General features: G+C 67.9%; 20 protein-coding genes. 7 read left to right on the top strand and 13 right to left on the bottom strand.

Annotated elements, in window-relative coordinates:
• The first annotated feature begins 447 nt into the window (after positions 1–447).
• The 5 genes from egtB to BLS50_RS08435 all read left to right on the top strand — a co-directional run bounded on the left by egtB (position 448) and on the right by BLS50_RS08435 (position 4138).
• Positions 448–1674 (top strand): ergothioneine biosynthesis protein EgtB, encoded by a 1227-nt coding sequence (egtB, locus tag BLS50_RS08455; protein WP_074801878.1) that lies wholly within the window; start codon positions 448–450, stop codon positions 1672–1674.
• Positions 1658–2671, top strand: a complete 1014-nt coding sequence (gene egtD / locus BLS50_RS08450) for an L-histidine N(alpha)-methyltransferase (protein ID WP_074801875.1) — start codon at positions 1658–1660, stop codon at positions 2669–2671. The genes egtB and egtD overlap by 17 nt, the downstream gene beginning before the upstream one ends.
• A 295-nt stretch (positions 2672–2966) precedes the next feature.
• Positions 2967–3269, top strand: a complete 303-nt coding sequence (locus BLS50_RS08445) for a hypothetical protein (protein WP_006477218.1) — start codon at positions 2967–2969, stop codon at positions 3267–3269.
• Positions 3270–3321: 52 nt separating this feature from the next.
• Complete coding sequence (locus BLS50_RS08440; protein ID WP_074801872.1) at positions 3322–3594, top strand: hypothetical protein; 273 nt, start codon at positions 3322–3324, stop codon at positions 3592–3594.
• 187 nt (positions 3595–3781) lie between these two features.
• Positions 3782–4138, top strand: a complete 357-nt coding sequence (locus BLS50_RS08435; RefSeq protein ID WP_074801869.1) for a hypothetical protein — start codon at positions 3782–3784, stop codon at positions 4136–4138.
• A gap of 265 nt (positions 4139–4403) precedes the next feature.
• Here the strand turns inward: BLS50_RS08435 and BLS50_RS08430 are convergent, their stop codons facing one another.
• The 11 genes from BLS50_RS08430 to BLS50_RS08380 form a co-directional block, all read right to left on the bottom strand.
• Positions 4404–7430 carry a type III restriction-modification system endonuclease gene (locus BLS50_RS08430; RefSeq protein ID WP_074801866.1) on the bottom strand — a complete coding sequence of 1009 codons (3027 nt, stop codon included), beginning with the start codon at positions 7428–7430 and terminating at the stop codon, positions 4404–4406.
• On the bottom strand, positions 7430–9448 hold the full coding sequence (locus tag BLS50_RS08425; protein WP_011544473.1) for a site-specific DNA-methyltransferase: 2019 nt from the start codon (positions 9446–9448) through the stop codon (positions 7430–7432). The genes BLS50_RS08430 and BLS50_RS08425 overlap by 1 nt, the downstream gene beginning before the upstream one ends.
• Before the next feature lie 351 nt (positions 9449–9799).
• Complete coding sequence (gene fliR / locus BLS50_RS08420; RefSeq protein ID WP_027809606.1) at positions 9800–10582, bottom strand: flagellar biosynthetic protein FliR; 783 nt, start codon at positions 10580–10582, stop codon at positions 9800–9802.
• 25 nt (positions 10583–10607) lie between these two features.
• On the bottom strand, positions 10608–10880 hold the full coding sequence (gene fliQ, locus BLS50_RS08415; protein ID WP_006401718.1) for a flagellar biosynthesis protein FliQ: 273 nt from the start codon (positions 10878–10880) through the stop codon (positions 10608–10610).
• Between the two features lie 17 nt (positions 10881–10897).
• The gene (gene fliP / locus BLS50_RS08410) at positions 10898–11659 is read right to left on the bottom strand and encodes a flagellar type III secretion system pore protein FliP (RefSeq protein WP_006477229.1); all 762 of its coding nucleotides are present in this window, start codon (positions 11657–11659) and stop codon (positions 10898–10900) included.
• Positions 11660–11695: 36 nt separating this feature from the next.
• Complete coding sequence (gene fliO / locus BLS50_RS08405; RefSeq protein ID WP_069231972.1) at positions 11696–12277, bottom strand: flagellar biosynthetic protein FliO; 582 nt, start codon at positions 12275–12277, stop codon at positions 11696–11698.
• Positions 12274–12762 carry a flagellar motor switch protein FliN gene (gene fliN / locus BLS50_RS08400; RefSeq protein WP_069231973.1) on the bottom strand — a complete coding sequence of 163 codons (489 nt, stop codon included), beginning with the start codon at positions 12760–12762 and terminating at the stop codon, positions 12274–12276. The genes fliO and fliN overlap by 4 nt, the downstream gene beginning before the upstream one ends.
• Positions 12755–13753 (bottom strand): flagellar motor switch protein FliM, encoded by a 999-nt coding sequence (gene fliM / locus BLS50_RS08395; RefSeq protein WP_006477232.1) that lies wholly within the window; start codon positions 13751–13753, stop codon positions 12755–12757. Before fliM ends, fliN begins: the two co-directional genes overlap by 8 nt.
• Positions 13754–13775: 22 nt before the next feature.
• Entirely contained in the window at positions 13776–14276 is a 501-nt protein-coding gene (gene fliL, locus BLS50_RS08390; protein ID WP_023477391.1) for a flagellar basal body-associated protein FliL, read from the bottom strand.
• Between the two features lie 235 nt (positions 14277–14511).
• Positions 14512–15234 (bottom strand): LrgB family protein, encoded by a 723-nt coding sequence (locus BLS50_RS08385; protein WP_011544465.1) that lies wholly within the window; start codon positions 15232–15234, stop codon positions 14512–14514.
• 13 nt (positions 15235–15247) lie between these two features.
• On the bottom strand, positions 15248–15721 hold the full coding sequence (locus tag BLS50_RS08380) for a CidA/LrgA family protein (RefSeq protein WP_027812872.1): 474 nt from the start codon (positions 15719–15721) through the stop codon (positions 15248–15250).
• A 141-nt stretch (positions 15722–15862) separates the two neighbouring features.
• Here BLS50_RS08380 and BLS50_RS08375 point away from each other — a divergent pair, with 141 nt between their 5' ends.
• Positions 15863–16789 (top strand): LysR family transcriptional regulator, encoded by a 927-nt coding sequence (locus BLS50_RS08375; RefSeq protein WP_006477236.1) that lies wholly within the window; start codon positions 15863–15865, stop codon positions 16787–16789.
• A 72-nt stretch (positions 16790–16861) separates the two neighbouring features.
• On the opposite strand, the gene BLS50_RS08370 is transcribed toward BLS50_RS08375, so the two are convergent.
• Both BLS50_RS08370 and BLS50_RS08365 read right to left on the bottom strand, forming a co-directional pair.
• Positions 16862–18424, bottom strand: coding sequence for a DHA2 family efflux MFS transporter permease subunit (locus tag BLS50_RS08370; protein ID WP_011544461.1), 1563 nt, complete (start codon positions 18422–18424; stop codon positions 16862–16864).
• A 176-nt stretch (positions 18425–18600) separates the two neighbouring features.
• On the bottom strand, positions 18601–19089 hold the full coding sequence (locus BLS50_RS08365) for a MarR family winged helix-turn-helix transcriptional regulator (protein ID WP_074801863.1): 489 nt from the start codon (positions 19087–19089) through the stop codon (positions 18601–18603).
• 174 nt (positions 19090–19263) lie between these two features.
• On the opposite strand from BLS50_RS08365, the gene BLS50_RS08360 reads away from it, so the two are divergent.
• Positions 19264–19551, top strand: coding sequence for a multidrug ABC transporter ATPase (locus tag BLS50_RS08360; protein WP_011544459.1), 288 nt, complete (start codon positions 19264–19266; stop codon positions 19549–19551).
• The last annotated feature ends 214 nt before the right edge of the window (positions 19552–19765 follow it).

Raw genomic sequence — 19765 nt, 5'->3', positions numbered from 1 at the left:
GCGCCACGAAGGACGCGATATCGACTGACGAATCGGCTGCATAAGGCCGCTCCTTCGACGAACGCGCGCCATCGACCTTTCACGCAGGCCGGGCGGCTGTCACCGGACGTCAGTAGCACGCAGCCGCGGGCACGCGCATTGCATCCGGGGCCAAACCGCGCCACGACGGGCGTCGACGGTTCGTGACACGCGCGACGCCCACACCACACATGCTTTCATTTTTCTTTCACATTCGTTTCACTGGAAATCCGATTCGCGACGTTCACATTTCTGGACCATACTGTTCTGCACGGGCAGATGAAGTGACGCCGCATCCGCGGCCCGGCGCGCGCGCCGGCTGCCCCACGACGCAGCAGCAAATCGCACGTCAGCCGCGCGCATTCGAGCGCAAGGCTTTCCCTTTTCCGGCAACGCAACGCAGCGAATCGCGACGTGAACGGTAAACCGATGAGCCTCCTTGCATCCCAGCTTCAGCGCCGTTACCAGGACGTGCGCGCCCATAGCATCGCGTTGACCGCGACGCTGTCCGCCGAAGACCAGGCCGTGCAGTCGATGCCCGACGCGAGCCCGACCAAATGGCATCTCGCGCATACGACCTGGTTCTTCGAAACCGTCGTGCTGATGCGCCGCGTGCCCGGCTACGCGCCGTTCGACGACGCGTTCCAGTTCCTCTTCAATTCCTATTACGAAGCGCTCGGCCCGCGCCATCCGCGGCCGCAGCGCGGGCTGCTCACGCGTCCGTCGCTCGACGAGGTGCATGCGTACCGGCAATACGTCGACGACGCGATGCTGCGCGCGCTGGCCGGCGCCGATGCGGCATTGCTCGACGCGATCGCGCCCGAGCTCGTGCTCGGCCTGCATCACGAGCAGCAGCACCAGGAACTGATCGTCACCGACATGCTGCATGCGTTCTCGTGCAACCCGCTGCGGCCGGCATTCCGGCCGCGCACCGGCGACGAAGCCGGATGCGCGCTCGCCGCGGGCGACGCCGGCCCGTTGCGCTGGCTGCACCAGCCCGGCGGGCTCGTCGAGATCGGCCACGATGGCGATGCGTTCTCGTTCGACAACGAACGGCCGCGCCACACCGCGCTCGTGCGGCCGTACGAGATCGCGAACCGCCTGGTGACGAACGCGGAATTCGCCGCGTTCATCGCCGACGGCGGCTATACGCGGCCCGAGTTCTGGCTGTCCGACGGCTGGGCCACGGTGCAGCGGGAAGGGTGGCAAGGCCCCGCGTACTGGATGCCGGACGACGACGATGCGGCCGCCACGCGCGTGCGGCGCACGTTCGGCCTGCACGGCGTCGAGCCGCTCGCGCCCGACGCGCCGGTGTGCCACGTGAGCTTTTACGAAGCGGCCGCGTATGCGGAATGGGCCGGCGCGCGGCTGCCGACCGAATTCGAATGGGAAACCGCGTTCGCGGCCGACGGCATCCGCCAGATGCTGGGGCACGTCTGGCAGTGGACGCGTTCGTCCTACGAGCCGTATCCGGGCTTTCGGCCGCTCGCCGGGGTCGCGGCCGAATACAACGGCAAGTTCATGGTCGGCCAGCAGGTCCTGCGCGGCAGCAGCATCGCGACGCCGCCCGGACACGAACGGCCGACGTACCGCAATTTCTTTCCGCCGGCGGCACGCTGGCAATTCACGGGGGTGCGACTTGCGCGAGACGTCTGACCTGACGGCCACGAGCGGTGGCCTGCAACCCGCCCGCGATTCGCGGCCGAGCGCGTTCGAGCGCGACCTGATCGACGGACTGTCGCGCACGCCGCGCAGCATTCCACCGAAATACTTCTACGATGCGGCCGGCTCCGCGCTATTCGACCGCATCTGCGAACTGCCGGAGTACTACCCGACGCGCACCGAGCTCGGCATCCTGCGCGATCGCGCGGCCGAGATCGTGCGGCGGGTCGGCCCGCATGCGGACATCGTCGAATTCGGTGCGGGTTCGCTCGAGAAGATCCGCGTGCTGCTCGACGCATTCGCGGACAATTATGCGAACGCACCGGCGCGCTACGTGCCGGTCGACATCTCCGCCGATTACCTGCACGGCGCGGCCGCGCGGCTGCGGGCGGCGTATCCGTGGCTCGACGTCGCGCCGCTGGCGGCCGACTACACGAAGGCCGAGCAACTGGCCGCGCTGACCGAGACGCCGCGGCGGCGCATCGGCTTCTTTCCCGGCTCGACGATCGGCAACTTCTCGCCGGAAGAGGCCGACACGTTCCTGCGCGACGCGGCGCGGCTGCTGCGCGGCGGCGGCCTGCTGGTCGGCGCGGATCTCGTGAAGGACGAGCGCACGCTGCATCACGCGTACAACGACGCGCAGGGCGTGACCGCGCAGTTCAACCTGAACCTGCTGGTGCGCGCGAACGCGGAGCTCGGCGCGGATTTCGACGTCGACGCGTTCTCGCACTGCGCGTTCTACGATCGCGGGCGGCAGCGCATCGAGATGCATCTGGTCAGCGACGTCGCGCAGACCGTGCACGTGCGCGGCCACGTGTTCCGTTTCGAAGCCGGCGAACGCATCCATACGGAGAATTCGCACAAATTCACGATCGACGGCTTTCATGCGATGGCGTGCCGCGCCGGGTTCGAACCCGATACCGTGTGGACCGATGCGGACAACCTGTTCAGCGTCCACTGGCTGCGCAGCGTCGACGATATCCGCGCGTAACGCGCGCGTTGCCGCGAACCGCCCGCGCCGCGAAGGCGAGGGCGGTTCGCTCGCCATGCACACCGGCGGGTGCGATCCGATCGCCGGTTTCGTGCCGAAAATCCCCTTTTTACCGACCCGATGCATCGCTGCAACGGTGTGTGGAATACCGCCTTTGCCTTGCTCCATCAGGCTTTGCGGGCATCCGTAAACGTCCGTTACCTGTCTCGCATACCCGTTTCACCTGTGTCAGCGCCTGGTGCCTAGACTCCGAACCGTAGTCACATGACGCACGACACGTGCAGGGAGTCGCGAAATGAGCAAGAAACTTATTCTCGGTGCAGTTCTCGGTGTAGCGGCGCTGGCAGCCTCGGGCGTCGCGTCGGCCCACGTCGACCTGTCGGTCGGTATCGGCGTGCCGGGCGTCTACACGGCGCCGGCGCCCGTCTACGTCGCGCCGCCTCCGCCGGTGATGTACGCGCCGGTCGGCTATCGCGATGACGACTGGCGTGCGCGGCAGTGGCGTGAACACGAGTGGCGCCGCCGTGAATGGCGCGAGCACGAGTGGCGCGAGCGCGCCTGGCGTGACGGTGGCGGCTGGCGCGGCCGTTGGGACTGAGCGCGATCGCTCGCGAGCGCACTGATCACGACGACCTGAGGAGAGTGATCACATGAATCCCATCCGGCACATCGGACGGTATGCCGCCGCCGCAGTCGTTGCGCTCGCAACGATCGGCAGCGCGCATGCGGCGGGCTGCATGAAGGGCGCGGTGGTCGGCGGTGTGGCCGGCCACTACGCGGGGCACCACGCAGTGGTCGGCGCGGTCGGCGGCTGTATCGTCGGCCATCACATGGCGAAGAAGCAGGCGCAAGAGCAGGCCGCGCAGCACAAGGCCGCCGCGCAGGGCATGCAGGCGGCGCAGGGCATGCAGGCGGCGCAGTAAGCGACCTCGTCACCGGGGCGATGCCGTGGCGTCGCTCCGGTGCTCCGTTCCCGCGTTCATGCACGCACCGAATTGATCCGACGAATGCGTGCCGCACGCGTCGTTACGATCATTTACAACGTCGTGCAGCGCGAATTGTGCGCGTTCATAAAATGCAGTCACACAAACGCGCTCCAGGGAGCACAAGATGAAACAGCAACGATATCTGTCCGTCCTGACGGCCGCGCTGCTCGCGCTCGGCTCGGTGTCCGCCCATGCGGCGGCCGGCGGCAACGGCGGCGGTCATGGCGCAGGCGGCTCGGGCGGCAATGCGGGCGGCATGTCAGGCGGCCACATGAGCGGCCAGGCCCTGAGCAACTCGAACGGCATGCACGCGGGCGACCGCGACAAGGGCCTCGCGCGCGCGGCCGACCGTTCCGACACGATCGCCGACCGCGCCGGCACGCAGCCGGGCCGGGGTCACACGCACGCGCATGGCCATACCGCCCATGCGTCGACGTCCACGCATCATTCGCATCGCAACGCATTCGGCCGCACGCTGTAAGCACGGCCGGCGAATGCAGGAGAAGGGCGCTTCGGCGCCCTTTTTTCATGGTGAAAACGCAACGAGGCTGCCGAGCGGAAACATCATGCCGACCCGATTTGCAACCAGCCGTAACTGCGTCGCCCGCCCGCGAGAATAAGGATGGCTTTCATGCGAATGACAGGATGAAAACCGGCCGGAGCAACAGGCGCCGCGGGCACTCGGCACGATCGGTAAAGGCCCGGCCACGCCGATAAAAAAGGGCGGCTCGTCGCCGCCCTTCGTCTCACCGCCCCGCGCCCGCCGTCGGCGCTGCAGGTTCGAACAACGCATCGGCCTGCGTGACCCGCACGAAGCGCGCCGCGCCGTCGCCATCGACCAGCGCGCGGAAATGCGCTTCGCCGCACGCGAGCTTCGCGCGCTCGTGCTCGCTCGGCACGTGGCCGTCGGCATTCGGCGTATCGACGACGAAGTACAGCCGCTCGCCGCCGTCCTGTTCCGCGAGCACGGCCCAGTCGGGGTGATAGCTGCCGAGCGGCGTCTGCACGCGGAACCACGCCGGCAGCTTCGCGTACAGCTTCACGCCGTCGTGCGCTTCGAGCGCATCGGCGAACGCGCGCTCCGCGTCCGTCTCGCACACGACCGCTTCGTGGATCGACTTGCGCGCATCCGGCCGCAGGTTGCGCAGGTAGCCGGTCAGCGCTTCGCTCTCGAACGATTCGAGCGCATGCACGTGGCGCTCGCCGAGCTTGCGGTACGCGATGCCCGCGACGAGCGCGAGCCGCTTGCAGCGGTTGATCGCGTCGGCCGCGACCGCGATGAACTGCTGCGGATTCACGCGGAAATCGTCGAGCCGGCCGCTGTCCGCGAGGATCGTCGCAAGCGAACGGCGCGTGAGCTGCGTACGGTCCTGCAGCTCGGTGAGCAGGTCGGGCAGCGGCAACTCGCCTTCGTCGAGCAGCACGGTGCCGGCGCCGGCCACCTCGATCGCCTCGATGCCGGCCTTGCCGATGTCGATCTCGGCCTTGCGCCACTGCAGCCGCGCCCGTGCGATGTCTGGCGCATCGCGCAGCGCGGCCGTGCAGTCGCGCACCAGCTTCGCGTTGTCGAACTCGACGCGGTACACGGTGCGATGACGGATGCGATCCCACAGCGCGCGGAAATCCTCGCCGAACACGACGGCCTTGCCCGACGCATCGCGCCGCAACGCGATCGCGCGGCGCTCGTCGGCGTTGCGCACCGCGAAGCGGCCCGACAGCTTGCGCAGCGTCGCGACGATCGGTGCGCGCAGCCGCTCGAATGCATCCGGCAGCACGAGCGCGCTCTGGCGCAGCGCATCCTTCAGCCGGTCGAGCACCTTGCCCTGCGCGTCGACGTAGCCCTGCTCGTGCAGATGGTTCCACAGCACGCGCGACAGCTCGATGCCGAGCGCGTGCGCGGGGCCGTCGTCTTCCTGCACGGGCAGCGCCGCGAACTGGTGTTCCTCGACGATCCCGAACCGGATGCCGGTATCGGCCTCGATTTCCTTCTGCAGGTTTTCCGCGAACGACTCGTAGCGCTCGGTCGCGATCACGGTGAGCGTGTTCACGCCCGCGTCGCGCACGCGTTCACCGTCCTGGTCGACCGCGAGGCGCAGCCCGCGGCCGAGCGTCTGGCGGCGCTCGCGTTCGGTCTGGATGTCGCGCAGCGTGCAGATCTGGAACACGTTCGGGTTGTCCCAGCCTTCCTTCAGCGCCGAGTGCGAGAAGATGAACTTCAGCGGCGTGTCGAACGACAGCAGCGCTTCCTTCTCGCGCATGATGAGGCCGTACGCGCGCTCCGCGTTCTCGCGAGCCGCCGCGCTGCTCTCGCTCGTGTCGGTCCAGCCGCCCTTGCGGTCGATCGAGAAGTAGCCGTTGTGCGCGCGCTCGACTTCCAGCGCGACGTCGACGCCGTCAAACAGCGCACGGTAGGCCGGCACACGGGCCGCGCGCGCATATTCCTCTTCGAAGATCAGCGCGTAGTCGCCCTTCACGGGCATGCCGTTCTCGTCGTAGCGGCGATAGCGTTCGACCGAGTCGACGAAGAACAGCGACAGCACCTTCACGCCGCGCTCGGCCAGGCGCAACTCCTTGTCGAGATGCTCGCGGATCGTGCGGCGGATCATCTCGCGCTGCACCGCCAGCGTGTCGATGTCGCCGAACGCCTCGCCGAGCGACAGGAACGCCTCGCCTTCCGGATGGCGCAGCTCCACGTATTCGGCGCCCTTGACCGCATGCACTTCGCCGATCCGCAGCCCCGCGTACAGCGCGCGCTTGGTCAGGCGTTCGAGATCGTCACCGTCGGTCGCCGACACGATCTGGCGCTTCACGCCGGCCGCCGTCGCGACGTCGAGCTCGATGCGCGCGCTGATCGCGCCGCGCCGGTTCGACACGCCGACGAGCCGCACGTACGGCTTGTTGTGCGCATCCTCGACGATCGCCGACGCGATCTCGATCTGCTTGACGAGCTTGCGCTCGTACGCGTCGACCGCATCGAGCCGGTACACCATGTGATGGCGGTCGACGTGCGTGGCCGAATAGCGCAGCGTGCAGAGCGGCGCCATCGCGGCGAGCGCTTCGCGCCCGCGCCCTTCGAGGCCGCCGTCGACGCTTTGCGGCTCGTCGACGATCACGATCGGCCGCGTCGCGCGGATCAGGTCGATCGGCTTCTCGCCGCCGGTCTTCTCGCTGTCCTTGTAGAGGTTGTTGATCTCTTTCTTGTTGATCGCGGCGACCGTCATCACCATGATCTGGATCGCCGCGCTCGCCGCGAAGTGGCGCACCTGGCCGAGCTTCGCGGAGTCGTACAGGAAGTAGTCGTACGGCACGCCCGCGTACAGCGCGCGGAAGTGATCCTCGGTGATCGCGAGCGTCTTGTGCACGCCTTCCTTGATCGCGATCGACGGCACGACGATCACGAATTTCGTGAAGCCGTAGCGGCGGTTCAGCTCGAAGATCGTGCGCAGGTACACGTAGGTCTTGCCGGTGCCGGTTTCCATCTCGACGGTGAAGTCGCGCGAGCCGGGCAGGCCGGACGGCGGCAGCCCGCCGCGCAGCTGCACGTCGGCGAGATTGCGCGCGAGCGCGTCGTCGGTCAGCGACAACCGGTTGCCGACGCCTTGCTCCGATACCGCGAAACCGAGCGAGCCTTGCGCGGCGGCCGTCGTGCCGGGTGCGGCGTTCGCGAGCACGCTGAAGTCGCCGCGATATGATTCCTGGCCGCGAAACAGGTCGCAGACGGCGTCGATCGCCTCGCGCTGGTAGTCGAGATCCGCTTCGAAATGCAGCCGCATCACAGGCTCCGCACGCGCTTCACGCCGTGCTGTTCGAGCAGCGCGGCGAGATTGAGCTTCGCGACGTCGTCGACGAAGCCGCTGTCGCGGAACAGGCACGTGACGTCGCGCGACGCGCCGCTCGCGTCGAGCAGGTCGACGATGCCGTCCGCGAGCGGGCCCGCGTCGTCGCGTGAAATGCGTGCATCGAAGCACGCGACGATCGCGCGGCCGATCAGGTGCACCGTCTTGCCGGCCACCTGGTGATGCTCGACCGGCGTGCACAGGTCGAGACCGAGCTTCAAGGTGAGTTCGGCAAGCAGGTCGTCCTCGGTGCGGCCGGTCTTCACGTGTTCGACGGACGCGAAGAGGGCATGATCGAAGTCGTCGCGACGCGGGTCCCACTCGATCACGTTGGTCGTGTCGAGCCGGTACACGCGAAAGCCGAGGTCGCCATAGCTTTCCGGATAGTCGCGCGCGACCTGCTGCGCGGCGCGGCGCAGGCGCTCCTTCGTGATTTCCGCGAGCGTCAGCGGCTTCTTCAGTTTCGCGCAGAAATCGGCGGCCGCCGTTTGGGTCTTGTCGCGGCGGTCGAGCGCCTCGGGCAGCTGCACGAGGATGTAGCGGCGCGCGCCGCCGTCGGTCGCGTTCACCTGCATCACCGCGTGGCCGGTCGAACCGGAGCCGGCGAAGCAGTCGAGCACGATGTCGTCGCCGCGCGTGCACCAGCCGATCACGGCCGCCGCGAAGTCGACCGGCTTCGGCAGGTCGAACGGGATGCCGAGCGTCTTCAGCAGCGCGTCGTCGGAGCCCGCGAACGGCAGCACCGACGGCACGTTCTCGTACATGTTCTCGTCGAGGTAGTAGATCCGCTGCGGCTGCGTGGTTTCATCCGGGCCGAATTCGATCTGGCCGCGCTCGAGCAGCGCCTGCATCGTCGCGGGCGGGTTGCGCCAGCCGCGCGCCGGCATCGCGCACGGCTTGCCGGTGACCGGGTGGATCAGCGGCGTGAAATATTCGTCCGGCGCCTTCTTCTTGTTCGGCCACGCCATCGACACGAGGCGGTACACGCGGCCTTCCGGCGACAGCCGGTCGTACATCACCTCGCCACCGGACAGGTTGGTCTGCGCCTTCATCCACGCGCGGTATGCCTTCTGCGCGTCCTTCGGGTTGCCGCTGCGGTACACCGCGTCGTGCGCGGCATCGAGCATGCGCTGCGCGTTGCGCTTCGGGCGCTTGAGCGGCGCCCGTTCGAGCAGCGTCTCGGCGTTGCGCGCGAACAGCACCAGCGATTCGTGCTGGTACGCGACGCCGCGCGCGTCGCCCTTCGGGTTGCGCTTGTCCCACACGGCCACGCCGAGCTCGTTTTCCTCGCCGAAGATCTCGCGCAGCATCAGCACCAGCGCGTGCACTTCGTGCTCGTCGATGTGCACCGCGATCAGCCCCTCGTCGGACAGCAGCGCGTGCGCGAGCTTCAGGCGCGGATACATCATGTTCAGCCAGTCGGTGTGGAACCGGCCGTTCGCCTCGGTGTTGGTGCTGCGCTTCACGCCGGCTTCGGTCTGGCCCGTCATCGCCAGGTAGTGGCGGATGCTGTCGCTGAAGTCGTCCGGATAGACGAAATCGCTGCCGGTGTTGTACGGCGGGTCGATGTAGACGAGCTTCACCTTGCCGGCGTAGCTCTTGTGCAGCAGCTTCATCACGTCGAGATTGTCGCCCTCGATCACGAGATGACGCGTGTCGTCCCACGCGACGCTGTCGTCGGGGCAGGGCCGCAGCGTGCCCGTCGACGGCGTGAGCGCGGCCTGGCGCGCGGCGCGCTTGCCGTGCCAGTGGAAGCCGTAGCGCTCGTCGGCGTCGCCGACCGTGCGCTCGCCGACCAGCGCCTTCAGCACGTCGACGTCGACCGACGCGCCGTCCGGGCCTTCGGTCACGAGTTCGGGGAACAGCGCCTTCAGGCGCGCGACGTTGTCGGCGGTGAAATCCGTCGACATCGCCTGCGGGCTGGCCGCATCGAGTTTCTGCATCGTCTTTTCCATCGGAGCCCGGCCGCGCGCGCCAGGACGTCGGGCGCGCTCACGGCACCGGCGGCAATGGCCGCCCGGGCAAACCCGAAACGCTAGCGAGTCGGTCGGCGCAGGTCAAGCGCCGATGTGAGCCGAGCATGCGCGCATCGGCCGCGATCGCCCGCCGGACGGGCCTTGCGCAGGGTCGGGCCGGTTGTCGCACGGGGCGGGCGCGTCGCGGCTGCGGAAAGGACGAAAAAAGGGCACGGTCGGAATCAAATGCCGGGGTGCCCGTAGGGAGAATCGCGGAAGGAAAGTGCGGCACGGGCCGACGAGTGCGGCCCGAATGAGGCGGAAGAAGATCTATGTGCGTCGGCGGGGCGTCTAGCGCCAGCCGATCAACACCCGCCCCATCGCATCGAGCCCCATGTCGAACAGGTGCGACACGAACGGCACGAGGTTCGGGATCATCAGTTGCACGAGCAACAGCCCGACGATCAGCGTGACGGGAAAGCCGATCTGGTACATGCCGATCTGCGGCGCCGCGCGGTTCAGGATGCCGAGCGCGAGGTTCGCGATCAGCAGCGCCACCACCACCGGCAGCGACAGCAGCAGCCCCATCTCGAACACGGTCGCGCCGAACGCGGCGAGCGTACGCCAGCCCGGCGCGTGCAGCAGGTCGGCCGACACCGGCAGCGACTGGAACGACGCGGCGAGCGCCGCGAACATTTGCAGGTGGCCGTCCACCGCGAGGAACGCGAGCATCGCGACCGCGTTCAGGAACCGGCCCATCGCGGGCGTCGCGCCGCTCGAATGCGGATCGAAGAAGGTCGCGAAGCCGAGCCCCATCGACAGCCCGATGAAATCGCCGGCCGCTTCGACGGCCGCGAACACGAGCTGCATCGTGAAACCCATCGCGACGCCGATCAGGAATTGATTGACGAGGATCCAGATGCCCTGCGCGGAGAATACGGTGACGTCCGGCATCGCGCCGAGCGTCGGCGCGACGACGAGCGCCATGAACGCGGCGACGCCGATCTTCACGCGCACCGGCACGGCCGCGTGGCCGACCATGGGCGCCGTCGCGACGAGCGCGAGCATCCGCACGAACGGCCACAGGAACGCCGTGAGCCAGCCGTTGAGCTGCGCGTAGGTGACCGAGAACATGCGGGAGAAGGGGGCCGAGCGCGGCTCAGCCGGCGCCGAGCGTCGCGACGTGCAGCAGCGTCTGCCGCAGGTAGTCGAGCATCGTCGTCAGCATCCACGGGCCGGCGATCACGAGCGTCGCGGCGACCGCGAGCAGCTTCGGGATGAACGACAGCGTCGCTTCGTTGATCTGCGTCGCGGCCTGGAACAGGCTCACGACGAGGCCGACCGCGAGCGCGACCAGCAACAGCGGGGCCGCGAGCAGCAGGCCGACCATCATCGCCTGGTGCGCCAGCGTCATTACTTGTTCGGGCGTCATCGCGCGTGTTCCTCCGCTTAACTGAAGCTCTGCGCGAGCGAGCCAATCAGCAGTTGCCAGCCGTCGACCAGCACGAACAGCATCAGCTTGAACGGCAGCGACACGGTGGACGGCGACACCATCATCATCCCCATCGACATCAGCACGCTCGCGACGACCATGTCGATGATCAGGAACGGGATGAACACCGTGAAGCCGATCTGGAAGCCGGTCTTCAGTTCGCTCGTGACGAACGCGGGCACCAGCAGCGACAGCGGCACGTCCTCGGGGCCCTGCATCGGCGCGGCCTTCGAGATCTTCGCGAACAGCGCGAGATCGGTCTCGCGGGTCTGCTTCAGCATGAAGGTCTTGAACGGCGCGACGCCGCGCTGCACGGCCTGCTCCATCGGCATCGAGCCGTCGGAGAACGGCTTGTAGCCGTCGTTGTACGCACGGTCGAGCACCGGCGACATCACGAAGAAGGTGAGGAACATCGCGAGGCCGACGAGCACCTGGTTCGGCGGCGTCGTCGCGGTGCCGAGCGCCTGGCGCAGCAGCGACAGCACGATGATGATGCGCGTGAAGCTCGTCATCATCAGCAGCATCGCCGGCAGGAACGACAGCATCGTGAGCAGCAGCATCGTCTGCACGCTCAGCGAATAGGTGGTGCCGCCGTGCGGGCCCGGGCTCGCGTTGAACGCGGGCAGGCCGTTCGCCTGCGCATACGCGAGCGCCGGAGCGAGACAGAGGATCAGCACGGGCGCGACGCGCGCCGCGTGACGCAGGAATGCGTGTTTCATCGGAATGCGGATACTGGAAGAGGGCGCGGCGCCATGTCAGCGGTCCTTGCCGCGCCCGAGGCGTTTCGCGGCTTCGCCCGCGAGCGCGTCGCGAAACCGCGAGCCGAACGTGCCGGGCAGGCCGGCGTCGGACGAAGTGCCGCCGACGGACGCGTCGGCCGGGGCCGAACCCGCAGTCGCCGTCGCGGTGGCCGCCACCGAACCGGCCGGCAGCGTATGCAGCAATCGCACGTTGCCCGGCGCGACGCCGAGCACGAGCCAGGTGTCGCCGATCTCGACGATCGTCGCGCTTTCCTTCGCGCCGAGCCCGACGCTCGACACGACCTTCAGCGGGCCGCCGCGCCGCGCGGGCTGGAAGCCGAAGCGGCGGGCGAGCCATGCGCACGCGAACACGAGGCCGATCACGACCGCGAGCCCGACGAGCGTCTGCAGCACCGCGCCGATGCCGAGCGACGGCGCGGCCGAACCGACCATCACGCTCGACGCGATCGAACCGGGGTGGTTGACCGCGTTCATGTCGGCGGCGCCGGCCGGTGCGCACACGAGCGACGCGGCGGCGGCCAGTGCCGCCGCCGCAATCGCGCGGCACGCGCGCCGGCCGGACATCACGACGTTCATCGATTCAGCTTCCGGATGCGTTCGGCCGGCGTGATGATGTCGGTGAGGCGAATACCGAACTTGTCGTTGACCACCACGACTTCGCCCTGCGCGATCAGGCAGCCGTTCACGAGCACGTCCATCGGCTCGCCGGCCATGCCGTCGAGCTCGACGACCGACCCCTGCGCGAGCTGCAGCAGGTTGCGGATCGCGATCTTCGTGCGGCCGAGCTCCACGGTCATCTTGACCGGGATGTCGAGGATCATCTCGATGTCGTTGTGCGTCGAGCTCGCCGCGGCCTTCGACAGCGGCTGGAACACGCCGGCGCTCGTCGCGCCCGCGGGCACCGGCTGCTCGTTCTGCTCGGCGAGCGCGGCCGCCCAGTCGTCCATGCCCGGATCTTCCTCGGCCGCGGCCGGCGCCTTCGCGTCGACAGCCGACGCCGCGAGGGCCGCATCGGCCATCGCCTGGATGTCGTCGTCGGGCGTCTGGTTCAGCTCACTCATATCCACCTTCCTTCATCGAATCGCTCGCGCCGATCATCTTCTGCACGCGCAACGCATATTGACCATTGAAAATTCCGTAGCCGCATTCCATCACCGGCACGCCGTCGACCTTCGCGGTGATCGTGTCCTCGATCTCCAGCGGCAGCACGTCGCCCGCGCGCAGGTTCAGGATCTTCTCGAACGTCGACGAGATCTCGGCGAGATTCGCGGTCAGCTCGACTTCCGCGGCCTGCACCTGCTGCGACAGCACGCGCACCCAGCGGCGGTCGACTTCGAGCGCCTCGCCCTGGATCGGCGAGCTGAGCACGTCGCGGATCGGCTCGATCATCGAGTACGGCATGCAGATGTGCAGCGTGCCGCCGGTCGGCCCGAACTCGATCGAGAACTGCGTGACGATCACGATCTCGTTCGGCGTCGCGACGTTCGCGAACTGCGTGTGCATCTCCGAGCGCACAAATTCGAACTGCAGCGGCCGCACGCTCTTCCACGCGGTCGTGTAGTGCTCGAACACGAGGTTCAGCAGCTTGCCGATGATCCGCTGTTCGGTGGCCGTGAAGTCGCGGCCCTCGACGCGCGTGTGGAAGCGCCCGTCGCCGCCGAACAGGTTGTCGACGACGAAGAACACGAGGTTCGGGTCGAACACGAACAGCGACGTGCCGCGCAGCGGCTTCACGTGCACCAGGTTCAGGTTGGTCGGGATCGGCAGGTTGCGGGTGAATTCGCTGTACTTCTGCACCTTCACCTGGCTGACGGAAATTTCCGCCGTGCGCCGCATGAAGTTGAAGATGCCGATCCGCAACAGGCGCGCGAAGCGGTCGTTGATGATCTCGAGGCCGGGCATCCGGCCGCGGACGATCCGCTCCTGCGTCGCGATGTTGTAGGGGCGGACGCCCGATGTGTCGCGCTGCTCGTCGACTGCATCGGTTTCGCCCGTGACGCCCTTGAGGAGGGCATCGACCTCCTCCTGGGACATGAACTCCTGGTGACCCATACGCGCTCCTTTCGCGGCCGCGTTACTGGACGACGAACTCGGTGAACAGGACGTCGTCGACCTTCGCGCGCTGATTGCCCGGCTGCGTCGGCTGTTCGATCAGCTCCCGCAGCTCCGTCGCGAGCGAGCGCTTGCCCTCCGGCGTCGCGAGCTCCTCGGGATGCTTGTTCGACAGCGCGAGCAGGATCCGGCTGCGGATTTCCGGCATCCGCGCGGTCAGTTGCTCCTGCGCCTTCGGATCGGTGAGCTTCAGCGACAGGCCGACGCGCAGGTAGTGCTGCGCGCCGTCGTCGGACTGCAGGTTCACGGTCAGCGGGTCGAGCGGGAAGAACACCGGCGCGGCAAGCGGCGCCGGCTCGGCGGGCGCGCTCGGATGGCCGACGCCCGCCTTGTTCAGGAACACGTACATGCCGCCGGCGGCGGCGGCAGCCGCGCCCAGCGCGATGACGGCGATGAGCGCGATGCGCTTGAACTTGCCGGACGAAGCCGGCTTGTCGGCGGTCGGGGTTGCAGTCGTGGCCATGTGAATGCGTGCGTGATGTCTCGTAGCATGCATTGTTCGACATCCGGGCCGAGGCCGATGGGCGGAAAAGAGGGGGGAATTGCGGCTATCTCAGCCGATGGTCGGCCGGGTGCCGGCTCGATGTCGCGCAGGAACGCAGAGGGGGAAACGATCAGGCGGGGGCGCGGCCGGCGGGAACCGGGCCGTCAGGCGGGAAGCGCGGCAGGGCGGCCAGCGGCGCCCGCCCGCACTTCTGTCAGATCGGCAGCAGCGTGAGCAACGGCGCGATCAGCACCATCGCGACGCCCGCGATCATCATCGTCAGGCTCGACACGACGCCTTCCTCGTTGCCGATCTCGCGCGCCTTCGCGGTGCCCACGCCATGGGCGGCCGCGCCGAACAGCGCGCCGCGCGCGAGCCGCGTGCGCATCGGCACGAGCGCCAGCACGAGCTCGCCGAGCAGCATCCCGCAGATGCCGGTCGCGATCACGAACAGGGCGGTGAGATCCTTCGGCGCGTGGATCTTGTCCGACACGGCGAGCGCGAACGGCGTCGACACCGAGCGCGTCATCAGCGAGCGCTGCAGCTCGGGCGACAGGTGCAGCAGCTTCGCGAGCAGCAGCGACCCGCATACGCCCGCTGCGATCCCGACCGCGACACCGACCGACAACGACAGCCAGTGGCGGCGGATCAGGTCACGATAGTCGTAGATCGGCACCGCGAACGCGATCGTCGCCGGGCCGAGCAGCCACATCAGCCAGCGCGTGTCGCGGAAATAGACCGAATACGGGATGCCGGTCAGCAGCACGAGCAGCACCAGCACGCCCGGCACGAACACCAGCGGCGAGAACAGCAGCGTCTTCTTGTACGCGTAGAGCCGCTTCGACGCGAAATACAGCACGATCGTCAGCACGAAGCAGCCGACGGAGATCGCGGTATTCACCCGGTCGGCGGGCAAGTTCGATAGCGCGGCGAGCATGGCAGGCCCCCGCTCAGTGAGCGACGGCGCTCAGGCGCGCGCGGCGGCGCTCGGCGAACACGCGCTGCGCGGCGAGCCGGCGTTCGAGCTTCGCGGCGAGATCGACCGCGACGGCCACCGCGACCATCACGAACGCGGTGCCGGCGAGCATCACCAGCGCGATGCGCCAGCCGTCCTCGCGGAACAGCCCGCCGTACTGCACGGCCGCGACGGCGGCCGGCACGAAGAACAGCAGCATGTCGGACAAGAGCCAGTTCGCGCCGTCCTTCACCCACGCCGGCGCGACGCGGCCCGAGAACAGCAGCACGAGGAGCACCGCGAGGCCGATCACGCCGGACGGAATCGGCAGCCCGACCGTGCGCACGGCCCAGTCGACCGCCATCCACAGCACGCCGAGCGCGGTGGCCTGCAGCACGATCCGGCCCGTGTGCGCGAAGCTGCCCGAAGCGGCGGGGCGGGCGGCGGCAGTGGCGGTCGGCTTGTTCATGGCGGGCTCCATACAGATGTTTCTGTCAATGGAGCAAGTATAGGGTTTCCCCTAACCATAAATAAAATGACTTGTCTCTATCCTTGTCATTCCAATTCGGAATTCGCTTGCATTCAGCTGCACCAATCTGGGGAGTGATCGATGGAATTGCGCGCGTTGCGGTACTTCGTCGAGGTGGTTCGCCAGCAGAGCTTCACCGCGGCGGCCGACAGGCTGTTCGTCACGCAGCCGACCATCAGCAAGATGGTGAAGGCGCTGGAGGACGAGATCGGTTCGCCGCTGCTGCTGCGCGACGGCCGGCAGATGGTGCTGACCGACGCCGGGCGGATCGTGTTCCAGCGCGGCCAGGACGTGCTCGCCGCACAGGCGCAGCTGCAGTCGGAGCTGAACGATCTCGGCACGCTCGGACGCGGCGAGCTGACGATCGGCATCCCGCCGCTCGGCGGTTCGCTGTTCACGCCGATCATCGCCGCGTACAAGCAGCGCTACCCGAACATCGAGCTGAAGCTGTTCGAGCAGGGCGCGCGGATGATCGAGGCCGCACTGATGTCGGGCGAGCTGGAACTCGGCGGGCTGCTGGAGCCGGTCGATCCGGGCACGTTCGAGCGGCTGCCGATGGTGCGCGCGCCGCTGTGGCTCGTCGCGCCGCGCGAGTCGCGCTGGGAGGACCACGCGGCCGTGCCGCTCGCGGATCTCGCGCGCGAATCGTTCGTGTTCTATGCGGAAAGCCTCGCGCTGCACGATGCGGTGCTCGATGCGTGCCGGCAGGCCGGCTTCACGCCGTCGATCGTGAGCCGCAGCGGCCACTGGGATTTCATGGCCGCGCTCGTGCATGCGGGCGTCGGCATCGCGCTGCTGCCCGAGCCGTATTGCCGGCGGCTCGACGCGAGCCAGTTCACGTGCCGGCCGATCGTCGAGCCGGAAATCACGTGGGCGATCGCGCTCGGCTGGCTGAAGAAGGGCTATCTGTCGCACGCGGCGCGCGCATGGCTCGACGTCGCGCGGGCGACGCTGCCGCTCGCACCGGCCGACGATCTGGCGTTCGGGGGCTTGCGAGCGCGGGAGTGAAGGCCGGGCCGCCGGGCGACGAAGCGAACGGCGAAACGAAAAGGGCGGCCGTGATGGCCGCCCGTCGTGCGCTCAATGCCCCATCGCGGGCCCCGCGCCCTTCTTCGGCTTCGTGATCCACACGAGCGCCGCGAGCGCGACGAATACGCCCGCCGACAGATGGAAGAAGTCGTTGGTCGCCATCATGAAGCCCTGCTGCGTGACGAGCTGGTTGAGTTGCGCATTGGCCGTCTGGCCGACGATGCCGAGCTGCGCGAGCGCGCCCTGGTAGTCGGTCGTGTTCTGCGCATAGATGCTCACCGATTCCGACAGCCGCGCATGATGGTAGATCGCGTCGTTCTCCCAGAACGTCGAGCTGGCAGCGGTGCCGATCGCGCCGGACAGCGTGCGCAGGAAGTTCGACAACCCCGATGCGCTCGCGAGCCGCTCGTCGGAGATGCTCGACAGCGTGATCGTCGTCATCGGCACGAAGAAGCACGCGACGCCGATGCCCTGCACGAGCCGCGGCAGGATCACGTGGTTGAACGGCACGTCGAGCGTAAACGTCGCGTTCCACAGCGACACGCCCGCGAACACGATGAACGCGAAGCTCGCGACCATCCGCAGGTCGAGCCGGTGCATGTTGCGGCCGATCAGCGGCGACAGCACCAGCGCGAGCAGCCCGACCGGCGCGGTCGCGAGGCCGGCCTTGCCGGCCGTGTAGCCCATCACCGTCTGCAGCCACAGCGGGAAGATCACGACCGAGCCGAAGAACGCCATGAAGCCGAACGAGATGATCAGCGCGCCGAGCGCGAAGTTGCGGTCCTTGAAGAGCGACAGGTCGACCACCGGCTCCTTCTCGGTCGCCTCCCACACGAGCATGAACGCGAGCGACACGACCGCGATCAGCGCGAGCGCGACGATGAAGGTCGAGTTGAACCAGTCGCGGTCCTTGCCGAGGTCGAGCATCATCTGCAGGCACGACACGCCGATCACGAGCAGCGCGAGGCCGATCGCGTCGATCCGCTGCTTCGACGTCTTGGTCTCGCGGCCGCGCAGCAGGAAATACGCGCAGGTCGCCGAGAACACGCCGATCGGCAGGTTGATGTAGAAGATCCACGGCCACGTGTAGTTGTCGCTGATCCAGCCGCCCAGCAGCGGGCCGAAGATCGGCGCGACGATCACCGTCATCGCCCATAGCCCGAGCGCGAGCCCGCGTTTCGCGGGCGGGTAGCTGCGCATCAGGATCGTCTGCGACAGCGGCACCATCGGCCCGGACACGAGGCCCTGCAGCAGCCGGAACGCGATCAGCGTCTCGAAGTTGGTCGCGAAGCCGCACAGCGCCGACGCGATCGTGAACGCGAGCACCGACAGCGTGAACAGGCGCACCTCGCCGACCCGGCGCGCGAGCCAGCCGGTCAGCGGCACCGCGATCGCGGACGCGACCGAATACGACGAGATCACCCACGTGCCCTCGCTCGTCGCGACGCCGAGGCTGCCCGAGATGGTCGGCACCGCGACGTTCGCGATCGACGTGTCGAGCACTTCCATGAAGGTGCCGAGCGCGAGCCCGACGGTCAGCAGCGCGAGCGCGCCGCCGGTCAGCGGCGCCGGTTCGGCAGCGGGGGAGGGGGCGGATGCCGTGGTGGCGGACATCGGAATCTCCTAGACGCGGCGCGCGCGACGCGCCGGCACAACGCACGGACACGCGACGCAGCGCGGCCCGGCCGGGTGGAATGAAAAAGAGGAAAAGCGGAGCGGGTGCCTTGTCATCTTCTGCCCAGACAGAGAAATAAGCGAGTGTTTAACCTAGACATGGGGCTCCGCACGCGTCAGCAGTCGGGTTCGTCGGGCTTCGGGCAGCCGCTCGAACCGGGCCCGTTGGCGATGAAGCGTTGCAGCAGGCCGGTGAGCATCGCGAGTTCGTCGGCCGAGAAGCCTTCGAGCTGCGCGTTGAGCACGGTCGCGACCAGCGACGGCAGCGCGCGGGCGGCTTCGATGCCGCGTTCGGTCAGCGTCAGCTCGATCATCCGGCGGTCCTGCTCGCTGCGCGCCCGTGCGATCAGCCCCTTGCGTTCGAGCCGGTCGAGCATGCGCGTCATCGAGCCGCTGTCGTACGACATCTTGCGCGACAGTTCGAACGGCGTGCGTGCGTAGCCGCGTGACAGCAGCAGGATCACGCCGATCTGCTGCGCGGTCAGGTCGAACGGCTCGAGCGCGCGATCCATCCGCTCGACGAGCGCCTGCTTCGCCTTCGACAGGTAATAGCCGAGGCTCGTTTCCAGCGCGATGTTCTCGGGATCGTAGAGGCCGCCGGTCATACGATTGCGCGCGCAGCAATAGTGCGTTTCGGGTTAAAACGCGCCCAGTATCTTGAAAAATGATTGCTTAGTCAATATTATTTGAGTCAACCAGTTACGACGTGCATGTTGCACTGCCGGAGACTATGTTCTGACCGATTGGCCCGCGCTGCCGGGCACCTGAGGATGTTCGCGATGCTGTTCCTGAAAAATGCCGCCGGCGCGCTGCGCCGCAACCTGACCGATACCGCTCATCATGTGTTCTCCGGCCCGCACCGCGGCTGGAAGATCGCGCTGTACGTGACGATGCTGGTCGTGCCTGGCGGCTCGCTCGCGGCGCTCGGGTTCGCATGGTTCGATCATCGCCGGCAGCGCAACGCGAAAAATGCCGCCCGCCGCACGAGCCAGCCGGCCGCGACGGAGCCGTCGACATGGCGGGCTGCCGCCGCCGAACCCGTCCCGGTGCCCGTGCGCTGCCACTGACGCCGCAGCACTCCCGCCGCTCTCCGCACGATCCCGCCTGATCGCCGGCCGCGTCACGCGCGGCCGGTGCCGTACGCCGATTCGCCCGCCCGTTTTCCCGCAAGCTGGCCGTAATGGCCGGTAAACCGGCTGGCCGCGCCGGTAACACATTCCGGCTGCCGCGCACCGTACCCTTAGGGCTGCGCAGCTTTCCCGCCGTCAGTTACCATTTGTC

The sequence above is a fragment of the Burkholderia orbicola genome (assembly GCF_900100915.1).
In the GTDB taxonomy this organism is placed as follows: Bacteria; Pseudomonadota; Gammaproteobacteria; order Burkholderiales; family Burkholderiaceae; genus Burkholderia; species Burkholderia orbicola.
This window is presented reverse-complemented; position numbering and strand designations above follow the sequence as displayed.

What these genes read in the sequence shown, in the direction of transcription:
- egtB (WP_074801878.1), top strand. Translation starts at nt 448, where the DNA reads ATGAGCCTCCTTGCATCCCAGCTTCAGCGCCGTTACCAGGACGTGCGC.
- BLS50_RS08445 (WP_006477218.1), top strand. Translation starts at nt 2,967, where the DNA reads ATGAGCAAGAAACTTATTCTCGGTGCAGTTCTCGGTGTAGCGGCGCTG.
- BLS50_RS08440 (WP_074801872.1), top strand. Translation starts at nt 3,322, where the DNA reads ATGAATCCCATCCGGCACATCGGACGGTATGCCGCCGCCGCAGTCGTT.
- BLS50_RS08435 (WP_074801869.1), top strand. Translation starts at nt 3,782, where the DNA reads ATGAAACAGCAACGATATCTGTCCGTCCTGACGGCCGCGCTGCTCGCG.
- BLS50_RS08430 (WP_074801866.1), bottom strand. Translation starts at nt 7,430, where the DNA reads ATGCGGCTGCATTTCGAAGCGGATCTCGACTACCAGCGCGAGGCGATC.
- BLS50_RS08425 (WP_011544473.1), bottom strand. Translation starts at nt 9,448, where the DNA reads ATGGAAAAGACGATGCAGAAACTCGATGCGGCCAGCCCGCAGGCGATG.
- fliR (WP_027809606.1), bottom strand. Translation starts at nt 10,582, where the DNA reads ATGTTCTCGGTCACCTACGCGCAGCTCAACGGCTGGCTCACGGCGTTC.
- fliQ (WP_006401718.1), bottom strand. Translation starts at nt 10,880, where the DNA reads ATGACGCCCGAACAAGTAATGACGCTGGCGCACCAGGCGATGATGGTC.
- fliP (WP_006477229.1), bottom strand. Translation starts at nt 11,659, where the DNA reads ATGAAACACGCATTCCTGCGTCACGCGGCGCGCGTCGCGCCCGTGCTG.
- fliO (WP_069231972.1), bottom strand. Translation starts at nt 12,277, where the DNA reads ATGAACGTCGTGATGTCCGGCCGGCGCGCGTGCCGCGCGATTGCGGCG.
- fliN (WP_069231973.1), bottom strand. Translation starts at nt 12,762, where the DNA reads ATGAGTGAGCTGAACCAGACGCCCGACGACGACATCCAGGCGATGGCC.
- fliM (WP_006477232.1), bottom strand. Translation starts at nt 13,753, where the DNA reads ATGGGTCACCAGGAGTTCATGTCCCAGGAGGAGGTCGATGCCCTCCTC.
- fliL (WP_023477391.1), bottom strand. Translation starts at nt 14,276, where the DNA reads ATGGCCACGACTGCAACCCCGACCGCCGACAAGCCGGCTTCGTCCGGC.
- BLS50_RS08385 (WP_011544465.1), bottom strand. Translation starts at nt 15,234, where the DNA reads ATGCTCGCCGCGCTATCGAACTTGCCCGCCGACCGGGTGAATACCGCG.
- BLS50_RS08380 (WP_027812872.1), bottom strand. Translation starts at nt 15,721, where the DNA reads ATGAACAAGCCGACCGCCACTGCCGCCGCCCGCCCCGCCGCTTCGGGC.
- BLS50_RS08375 (WP_006477236.1), top strand. Translation starts at nt 15,863, where the DNA reads ATGGAATTGCGCGCGTTGCGGTACTTCGTCGAGGTGGTTCGCCAGCAG.
- BLS50_RS08370 (WP_011544461.1), bottom strand. Translation starts at nt 18,424, where the DNA reads ATGTCCGCCACCACGGCATCCGCCCCCTCCCCCGCTGCCGAACCGGCG.
- BLS50_RS08365 (WP_074801863.1), bottom strand. Translation starts at nt 19,089, where the DNA reads ATGACCGGCGGCCTCTACGATCCCGAGAACATCGCGCTGGAAACGAGC.
- BLS50_RS08360 (WP_011544459.1), top strand. Translation starts at nt 19,264, where the DNA reads ATGCTGTTCCTGAAAAATGCCGCCGGCGCGCTGCGCCGCAACCTGACC.